The organism is Okeania sp. SIO2B3 (assembly GCF_010672525.1).
In the GTDB taxonomy this organism is placed as follows: domain Bacteria; phylum Cyanobacteriota; class Cyanobacteriia; order Cyanobacteriales; family Microcoleaceae; genus Okeania.
In genome coordinates, this window is sequence record NZ_JAAHGH010000099.1 from 21,174 (window position 1) to 28,655 (window position 7,482).

At 34.9% G+C, this 7,482-nt stretch carries 7 protein-coding genes; 1 reads left to right on the forward strand and 6 read right to left on the reverse strand.

Features of this window, described 5'->3' with window-relative positions:
• Positions 1-216 precede the first annotated feature (216 nt).
• From F6K15_RS31495 to F6K15_RS31510, 4 genes are all read right to left on the reverse strand, one after another.
• A complete protein-coding gene (locus F6K15_RS31495; protein WP_293069101.1) occupies positions 217-1,614 on the reverse strand; it encodes an MATE family efflux transporter in 1,398 nt (465 codons plus the stop codon).
• Positions 1,615-1,782: 168 nt separating this feature from the next.
• Positions 1,783-1,950 carry a hypothetical protein gene (locus tag F6K15_RS31500; protein WP_293069103.1) on the reverse strand — a complete coding sequence of 56 codons (168 nt, stop codon included), beginning with the start codon at positions 1,948-1,950 and terminating at the stop codon, positions 1,783-1,785.
• A gap of 76 nt (positions 1,951-2,026) precedes the next feature.
• Positions 2,027-2,194 (reverse strand): hypothetical protein, encoded by a 168-nt coding sequence (locus F6K15_RS31505; protein ID WP_293069103.1) that lies wholly within the window; start codon positions 2,192-2,194, stop codon positions 2,027-2,029.
• A 76-nt stretch (positions 2,195-2,270) separates the two neighbouring features.
• The gene (locus F6K15_RS31510) at positions 2,271-3,227 is read right to left on the reverse strand and encodes an ROK family protein (protein ID WP_293069106.1); all 957 of its coding nucleotides are present in this window, start codon (positions 3,225-3,227) and stop codon (positions 2,271-2,273) included.
• Between the two features lie 721 nt (positions 3,228-3,948).
• Here F6K15_RS31510 and F6K15_RS31515 point away from each other — a divergent pair.
• A complete protein-coding gene (locus F6K15_RS31515; RefSeq protein WP_293069109.1) occupies positions 3,949-4,347 on the forward strand; it encodes a DUF5132 domain-containing protein in 399 nt (132 codons plus the stop codon).
• A gap of 178 nt (positions 4,348-4,525) precedes the next feature.
• On the opposite strand, the gene F6K15_RS31520 is transcribed toward F6K15_RS31515, so the two are convergent.
• Together F6K15_RS31520 and F6K15_RS31525 are read right to left on the reverse strand one after the other, a co-directional pair.
• Positions 4,526-5,110 (reverse strand): DUF3226 domain-containing protein, encoded by a 585-nt coding sequence (locus F6K15_RS31520; protein ID WP_293069111.1) that lies wholly within the window; start codon positions 5,108-5,110, stop codon positions 4,526-4,528.
• Positions 5,110-6,201 (reverse strand): ATP/GTP-binding protein, encoded by a 1,092-nt coding sequence (locus F6K15_RS31525; RefSeq protein WP_293069114.1) that lies wholly within the window; start codon positions 6,199-6,201, stop codon positions 5,110-5,112. The genes F6K15_RS31520 and F6K15_RS31525 overlap by 1 nt, the downstream gene beginning before the upstream one ends.
• Positions 6,202-7,482: the final 1,281 nt, after the last annotated feature.

The following is a 7,482-nucleotide window of genomic DNA, read 5'->3' on the forward strand; positions in this document are numbered from 1 at the left end:
GACGATGTGGCTTATAAATCAGCTCTCGGTCGCAATGACAGAAATAGGTTCTACTGCGTAAGTCCTAATTAAGTCTCATTAATTAGCCACAATAAAAAAATGTTTTCTCTGATAAATTTCTCCCTGTTCGCTGTTCCCTATTGCCTAAATTTTTTACTGTGGATATTCAAAGAGATATGATGCGATACTATTTCTCAAATCCTCTCAAATAAATAACTATTTTTGACTTCCATGAAAGGATGTAACAACTTCTGGAATATTTTCTACTCTTTCCTGTTGAGCTGTCATTTTCAAGCTACAAGTTTTCTGATTCCAAATATAAGCTCCAATACCAACAGCTAAATTAGCAAAACAAGCAGCAGCAAAAATACCATTTACCCCAAATAACCAACTTCCTAAATATGCTAAAGGTACATACAAAAATAACATTCTTGTCATAGTCATCACTACGGAAGGCAAAGGTTTTCCCAGAGCATTAAAAGTAGCACTAGAAATTAAAATAATCCCAGAAGCACCATAACTAATAGGTACTATCAACAAGTATTTCGCAGCAATTTCTATAACTTCTGGGTTTGGGTCGAATATAGAAGCAATTAAACTTCCTCCTACACCAAGAGCGATCGCCAGAACAACTCCCCACAGCAGACAAAATTGAAATCCTAAACGCAAACCTAAATACACGCGTTCATACTTTTTTGCCCCCCAATTTTGCCCGACAAATGGACTGAAACTGGCAGATAATGCCATTGGGGCAATTATAGAAAATGACTCTACCTTAGAAGCAATACCAAAACCAGCTACTGTTGCGATACCATAATTAGCCACTAAGCTAGTAATGAAAGTAATCGAAATTGGTGTAATCATATTTGTGGTGGCAGCAGGTATACCAATATAAAGGATGCTTTGCCAATTTCTGAGCAGGAGATTAAAACTTGGAAAACTCCAAGATATCATGCGTTCGCGGTAATGCAGAAAGAGTAAAGAGGCAATCAAAGTTGTTGCTCTACCGATAACCGTTGCTAATGCTGCTCCTTGTAAACCCATCGCTGGAATTTTGCCCACTCCGAAGATTAATATCGGGTCTAGCACAGCGTTGACAACACCTGCTACAATCATAATTACGCTAGGAATTAACGTATTACCAGCGGCGCGAATAGCATTGTTACCAACCATTGGCACTACTATAAAAATTACTCCTAGATACCAAGTCTGCATATATTCTCGAATTAGAGGGATAATTTCTGCTTTTGCACCTAAAGCTGTGAATACTGGGTCGATAGTTGTTAAGCCTAAAATTACGAATATTCCGACTATCAGCAGGGATAAAGTTAAGCTGTCAGTAGTGAGTCGTTTGACTTTGTGGCGATCGCCTTCTCCAATAGCTCTAGCAATGATGGAAGCAGCACCTGTTCCCAAACCCATTGATACGCTACCTAATACCATTACGATTGGGAATGTGAAACTCATTGCTGCTAGTTCATTTGTTCCCAGTTGACCCACAAAGTAGGTATCAACGATATTAAAGCCAATAACCGCAAACACTCCCCAAACCATAGGCAGTGTTAGCTTTAGTAATAGTGGACCAACTCTGCCTTCCGTTAGTTGTAGTTTCATAAATATAAATTACTCTATTTTACAAAACTTTACCATTAGACATCTGTTGAGGTAATTATTAATTATTAATAGGACTTACGCAGGTACGCCATATATAGCGCTCAAAACTATTGGACAATAGTACTTGCACTCTATCAATAGTGCTTTTGCGTAAGTCCTGATTAATTATTAATTGTGGAACAGATCCTCAGCTAATGCTACTGCTCCCCACAAAGGTGCTTCATCACCTAATGCTGCTGGTAAAATCTCAAAGTTGACTTCTGGTAGAGCTGTTTGTGTTACTACTCGTTGTCGGGTTTCCCACAATAATTCATAGGACTTACACAGATACGCCATATATAGTGCTAAAAACTATTGGACAATAGTACTTGCACTCTATCAATAGTGCTTTTGCGTAAGTCCTGATTAATTATTAATTGTGGAACAGATCCTCAGCTAATGCTACTGCTCCCCACAAAGGTGCTTCATCACCTAATGCTGCTGGTAAAATCTCAAAGTTGACTTCTGGTAGAGCTGTTTGTGTTACTACTCGTTGTCGGGTTTCCCACAATAATTCATAGGACTTACACAGATACGCCATATATAGTGCTAAAAACTATTGGACAATAGTACTTGCACTCTATCAATAGTGCTTTTGCGTAAGTCCTGATTAATTATTAATTGTGGAACAGATCCTCAGCTAATGCTACTGCTCCCCACAAAGGTGCTTCATCACCTAATGCTGCTGGTAAAATCTCAAAATTGACTTCTGGTAAAGCAGTTTCTCTTGCTACTCGTTGTAAGGTTTCCCACAATAATTCACCTGCTTTCATCACCCCACCTCCTAAAATAAACCGTTCGGGATTAACTAAATTAGCCACATTCCCAATACCTACTCCCAAACCCCAACCTGCTAACTCGATCGCCTTAATCGCAATTTTGTCTCCTTGAATAGCTGCTTGACTAACTTCCTTGGCAGTTATTGCTTCTAAGTCATTATTTACCAAACTCCGCAAAATTTGCCCTTCTTGAGGTTGATATTGCAACTGTTCTCTTACTTGTTGGGCAATATAGGGACCTGATGCCAATCTTTCCACACAACCACGTTTACCACAAAGACAAATTGGACCTTCTGGATCGACTGTGACATGACCTATTTCTCCTGCCATACTCTGAACACCCCGCCATGGTTTGCCATTGAGAATCAAACCTCCACCGACACCAGTGCTTACAGTAATATAAAGTAAGTTGTCATATCCTTGACCAGCGCCAAAACGATATTCTCCTAATGCTGCTACGTTGGCATCATTATCAACTATTGCGGGTGAGTTAAATTCGGTTTCTAAGATTTGCTTGAGGGGAATATTTTCCCAACCTTTTACATGATGGGATAGACGAACTGTACCTGTTGTTGCATCTACGGGACCGCCAAAACTGACTCCTATGGCGGCAGGTTTTTCGCCTTTGAGGAGGTTGTGAGAAATAGTTTGCATCATTTCAATATCTGTTTGAGCAGAAGCATGGGGAGGGGAAAAAGTTTTTTGATAATCTTGCCAGTCTCTTTCGCCAGCATTTAGTACTGCTGCTGCTAATTTTGTACCACCAAAGTCAAGGGCTAAAATTTTATTTGTCATAAAATAAAATAGATCTAGATCGGGTTTATTGAGGATATTTTTAAGTTCTTAAACTATGGTTTGGAGGGAAGCTCCTTCAACAATTAATAATTAATTATTAATTATTAATTATTCTGGTTTAAAGCCGACCCTTTTAAGGGGAAAAAAGCGGTCGAGGGATGGCGAGGTCCCCTCGCCATATCCAATCGACCAAGAGAAGAAATAATATTTCCTTATATTTAATTTCCTAACGGTTTTAACCAGAGGTAATTATCCATTATCAATTAATGAACTCTTCTTTTCAAGGAGAGGATTGACGGGGAGCGTGAAAATTTTTTCTTTTCTTGGTCGATGGTCGGTCAGCCAGGAGACCTCGTCATCCATCGACCCCTTTTTTTCTCCTTTAAAGGATAGGCTTTAAACTTTAATTATTCGATAAGTTTAATCTTAATTCTTGGTTCTTGTAGTTTATTGTAAGTTATTAAGTAATCTGTAAATTTGTAGTTGATATAGCATTCAAAGGAAAGAGCGCGGACAGTTCAAAAGCTCAAAACTCAGACAAAGCAATATTTTTCCTTCTTCCCTCTTCCCTCTTCCTTCTTCCTTTTTTATTCTGCTATATTTTATTGTTGAAAATAAATAGCAACAAAAATTTAATAAAAAATTAATTACCCTCGTTTGTTTTTTTTTGTTATAATTATTTTTTAAGACTAAGAATACTAAAATTCAGGAGAGCATTAATATGGTAGAACAAACTAATCAAAATCTACCAGAATCAGTGGTTCAAAATTTACCTGTGGTAGCTAATCAAACCTGGCAACAAGCAACTCAAAACTTACCTCAACAAGTTAAACAAACTGTTATTCAAAATCGAGTTCCGATTGCAGTAGGTGTGGGTGCGATTGTATTAACTCCGATTCTTTTACCTTTGTTAAAACCTGTAGCTAAAGCAACTATTAAAACGGGTGTTTCTTTCTTGGAAAAAACTAAAGGTGCTCTAGCAGAAACAGTAGAAGTATTCGGGGATATTGTGGCGGAAGCTAAGGCAGAAGTAGCGGCAGAAGCACAACATAAATCTAACTTAAAAGCAGGTGTATATTCTCAACAAGAATTGAATGCAAATAAGTCAGCAACTCCTTGAAGAAGGAGTCAGGAGACAGAAGACAGGAGACAGAATCAATTGTATAGGGATAGGAGGGCAATTAGCATTAAAGGCTCACTAGGGCAGAAAAATTAAGGGACTATTCTTCCTACTAACTCCTATTTCTCTTGACTCCTGACTCCTACCCTTACTAAAATACTTTTTCAGCAAACCCTATTTAAAGATTTTTTATAAAGTTTTTTAGTTCTTTAAAGGCTTCGTTATCCCATTTAATATAACCTGCTTTAGCAGCTTCACCTAGACGTTTATCATGATGTTCTTGAGTAGATAACCAGGCGTATATTTTAGCTTTAGAAATTTTATTAGATTTTCTTCCTGTACTTGTCTCGATGCACTGAAAGAAATTTTCAATACAACTAATTTCATCAGTATGTATTGATTTTAAACATAAATCTTCTAGCATTCCTGGGGAACTGTTCTCTGGAAGGATAAACTTTTCTATTTTTAAGTTCTCTATTTGATTCAATTTATGTTGCTTGAGAGAATATTCAATACTTTTAGACGCATCATCGAATGACTTATCAGCATCTCTAGTAATTCCTAAAGAACGCAAATTAGAAAATCCTGGTATTAAAGGCAAGGTTTTCAAGTAATTATTAAGGTTATCTTTTCCTCCATAAGAATTAACTTGGATATTATTAATTTCTAAATATTCAATTAATTGAGATAAAAACATTACATCTTCTTTTCCTTCACCAAGAATCAACTTTGACTTTTCAATTGTTGTTTTAATTTGACTCATTAACGCATCTCCAGGTTAAGTTCTAAAGAAGTCTCAATATTATCTTTGTCATAAGTTAAACTCTTGATAATATTAGTCTCTTTTTCTCTCTCTAGTCTGAAATAACGAAAGTCATATAACTCGGAGTTGGAAAATGCTTGATGAGCAGCATTAATACATTCATAACTATGGGTAGTAGCAAAGACTTGAGTGTTAAATTTTCTAGTTGCTACAGCTATAGACTGCCAAACTTTTTCCATAACTGAGTGATGTATGCCATTTTCAATTTCATCAATTAATACTGTTCCTTCTTTTGCATTCATAATCGATAAAATAATAGATAATAATCTTCCCATTCCTTCTTCCATTAATGAAACAGGAATTAAATAATCTCCTCCAATATCTCCATGAATCATCGGAATTCCTCCGGTAACTAAAACTGCTAAACGTTTTAATCTTGGTTCTATTATTTTTAAGATTTCTATAATTTCATTTTGTTTATTTATAGCTTCAAATTGACTAAATATTTCTGCATCTTCGGTTGGTGAGACTCTTAAACGACTACTGAGAAAAACACTAGGAGGAAAAACTTCTATTTCTTTAGCTTCTTGTTCTTCGTCTTGCTGAATTGCTATCTTTATTTCTGTTTGTTCTTCTCGATCTGGTGTTAAAAATATTGTAAAACCAAAGATTTGTTGACCATTTTTTTTAAATCCTAGTCTTAAATCCTTGAGAGTTTTTCTACTATTTGACCTTAAATTTAAAGGGAACAATCTTGGGCTTGATGCTTTATCTAAACTCAATTTTAGTTCGTTCTCTTCACCATTTTCGTTTACTATTTTAATTTTAATGGCTTTACTGACTTGTTTTTTGTAGAATAACCATTCACAAATTTCTTCTACATCAAAAGTTTGTTGCTGGACTACTCCTCTATTAAAGTTTAATTGAAACGGAATTTCTAGAGCATTTAAACTTTTTAACAAAAAAATTGCTTCTAGCAGAGCTGTTTTTCCCACATTATTGATACCTCCAATTAAATTAACTCGTTCGATATTATCAATACTAATTTCTTCAAAACATCTAAAATTTTTAACTGTAATACATTTAAACATAATTAATTTAACGCTTTCTTTTTTACTTTTATAAAAGCTGTTTGGTATCTTTGTCAAAGTGGATAATTTAGTCAAATAATATTATATGTTGGGAGATAATTCGGTTTTTTAGTTGAATAAAAAGTCATACTTAGGGGCGAACAACTCCCAATAATAAAATACTATCACAATTATTTGAGCAATGCAAGAGTTAATAATCTGGCGTTTTTTTGTGCTTCACAAAATGATAATAATGGAACTAAAACGATTATTTTCTCTAGTTGCGAGCGACTTTAATCAAAGCTGTTTGGTGTCTTTGTCAAAGTGGATAATTTAGTCAAACATCATAATTGGGAAATAATTCGGTTTTTTAGTTGAATAAAAAGTCATACTTAGGGGCTAACAACTCCCAATAATAAAATACTATCACAATTATTTGAGCAATGCAAGAGTTAATAATCTGGCGTTTTTTTGTGCTTCATAAAATGATGATTTGAACCAAAACGATAATTTTCTCTACTTCTGAGTTGAATACTTATAAATAAACGACTCAGAACTCAGAACTCAGAACTCAGGAGGGAAGAAAGAACCAAGAAGAAAGAATAAAGAGGAGGAAAAGGAGAAAGTTTTTTGATCACTAATTATCTGAGCATTATATTATATCAAATCCGTTTAATTCGGCATACAAGAATGTTCCATCTTCAACCATTACCAAATATTTCTCCATCCCCCCATCTCCCCATCTATTTGCTGGAAAAGCTATTTGGTATCTTTGTCAAAGTGGATAATTTAGTCAAATAATATTATATGTTGGGAGATAATTCGGTTTTTTAGTTGAATAAAAAGTCATACTTAGGGGCTAACAACTCCCAATAATAAAATACTATCACAATTATTTGAGCAATGCAAGAGTTAATAATCTGGCGATTTTTTGTGCTCAACAAAATGATGATTTGAACCAAAACGATAATTTTCTCTATTGTGATCGACTTTTATAAAAGCTGTTTGGTGTCTTTGTCAAAGTGGATAATTTAGTCAAATAATATTATATGTTGGGAGATAATTCGGTTTTTTAGTTGAATAAAAAGTCATGCGTAGGGGCGAAAAACTCCCAATAACATAATACTATCACAATTATTTGAGCAATGCAAGAGTTAATAATCTGGCGATTTTTGGTGCTCAACAAAATGATGATTTGAACCAAAACGATAATTTTCTCTATTGTGATCGACTTTTATAAAAGCTGTTTGGTGTCTTTGTCAAAGTGGATAATTTAGTCAAATAATATTATATGTTGGGAGA